This window comes from Variovorax sp. P4_D9, assembly GCF_056401695.1.
Genome location: NZ_JBFUIU010001198.1, coordinates 1 through 2,096, shown reverse-complemented (window position 1 = coordinate 2,096; position 2,096 = coordinate 1). Strand labels below are relative to the sequence as shown.

At 68.7% G+C, this 2,096-nt stretch carries 1 protein-coding gene; it reads right to left on the bottom strand.

Going from position 1 to position 2,096, the window contains the following annotated elements; genetic code table 11:
* Positions 1-2: 2 nt before the first annotated feature.
* The coding region (pheT, locus tag AC1DY5_RS52930; protein ID WP_478122233.1) for a phenylalanine--tRNA ligase subunit beta at positions 3-2,096 on the bottom strand (2,094 nt) is incomplete at its 5' end.

Genomic DNA, 2,096 nt, shown 5'->3' with positions numbered 1-2,096 from the left:
ATTCATACCCGCAGTCGGGCACCGAGCCGGGCGCCGAGTTGATCGATGATCTTGCGCACCGCCGCTTCGACCTGCTCGTCTGTCAATGCGCTGTCGCTGCCGAAGCTGAGGCGAACGGCCATGCTCTTCTCGCCCGCCGCCAAGCCACCTGCAGCCACGGCGCCGTCGCGACCGACCGTCGGACGATAGATGTCGAACAGCGCCAGATCGCGCAGCAGGCTGGCGTCGGACGCGGCGCGGATGGCGCCCATCAGCGCGTCGTGCGTGACCGACTCGGCCACCACCAGCGCGAGGTCGCGCTCGACCGGCTGCAGCTTGGGCACCGGCTTGGCGACCGGCACCGGATGCGCCGTGACCGCTTCGAGCTCGAGCTCGAACAGGATCGGCGCCTGCGCGAATTCCCACTTCTGGCGCCAGCGCGGATGCAGCTCGCCGACCACGCCGATGGCGCGGCCGTCGAGCAGCACGCGCGCTGCACGCCCCGGGTGCAGTGCCGGATGTTCGACCGACTCGAAGGTCGGCAGGCGCGGGGCCAGCAGGGCCTCGACGTCGCCCTTGATGTCGAAGAAATCGACCCGTTCGGCCTTGCCTTCCCAGCGCCCCTCTTCGGCATCGCCCCAGGCCAGGCCGGCCACCCGCATCGGCTGGTGGATACCTTTTACGGTGCTGTCGGTGGTGACGACCGCGGCATCGCGCAGAAACACGCGGCCGAGCTCGAAGACACGCACCTGCGTCGCCTTGCGGTCGAGGTTGAACTTGAGCACATGCAGCAGCGAGCCGAACAGCGACGAGCGCATCACGCTCATTTGGCTGGCGATCGGATTCAGCAGCTGGATCGGATCGGCATTGCCGGCGAGCTCCTGCTCCCAGTGGGCCTCGACGAAGCTGAAGTTGATGGTCTCCTGGTAGCCCAGGTCCGCCAGCCGATGTCGCACGGCGAAGCGGCTGCGCTCCGCCTCGGGCTGCAGCCGCGCGGTGATCGGCGCCAGCGGCGGCGTGGTAGGCAGGTTCTGGTAGCCGATCAGGCGCGCCACTTCCTCGATCAGGTCCTCCTCGATCARCAGGTCGAAACGATGCGGCGGCGGCGTCACCACCAGCGTGCCCTCGCCCTCCTCCACCGGCAGCGACAGGCGGCGCAGCGCGTCGGCGCACTCGGCCTGCGTGAGCGGCATGCCGATCACGCGCGCCGTACGGGCCACGCGCAGGGTCACGGGCTTGGCTTCGGGCAGCCGCAGCGTCTGGTCGTCCATCGCGCCGGCCTGGCCGCCGCAGATCTCGGTCACCAGCTGCGTGATGCGCTCGATGATCTCGACCGTGCGGCTCGGGTCCACGCCGCGCTCGAAGCGGTGCCCCGCATCGGTCGAGAAATTGAAGCGGCGCGAGCGGCCCTGGATGCTCTCGGGCCACCAGAAGGCGGCCTCGACGTAGATGTTGCGGGTGTGATCGGAGACCGCCGTGGCGTCGCCGCCCATGATGCCCGCCAGCGACTCGACCTCGCGCTCGTCGGCGATCACCCCGACCTTCTCGTCGACCGTGACCGTGTTGCCGTTGAGCAGCTTCAACTGCTCGCCCGGCCGGCCCCAGCGCACCGTGAGGCCGCCGTGGATCTTGTCGAGATCGAAGATGTGGGTCGGCTGGCCATATTCGAACATCACGTAGTTCGAGATGTCGACCAGCGGCGTCACGCTGCGCTGGCCGCAACGGGCCAGCCGGTCGACCATCCAGGCAGGCGTCGCGACCTTGGTGTCGACGCCACGCACGATGCGGCCCGAGAAGCGGCCGCACAGTTCGGGCGCTTCTACCTTCACAGCTAGCTTGTCGGTGAAGGCCGCCTTCACCGGCGCGATCGCCGGCTTCTTGAGCGGCGCACCGGTCAGCGCCGCGAGCTCGCGCGCGATGCCGTAGACGCTCAATCCATGCGCCAGGTTCGGCGTCAGCTTGAGGGTCAGCAGCGAATCGTCGAGCTTCAGAACCTCGCGGATGTCGGCACCGACCGGTGCATCGGCCGCGATTTCAAGCAGGCCACCGTGGTCCTCGCTGAGCTTGAGTTCGCGCGCCGAACACAGCATGCCCTGGCTCTCGACGCCGCGCAGCTG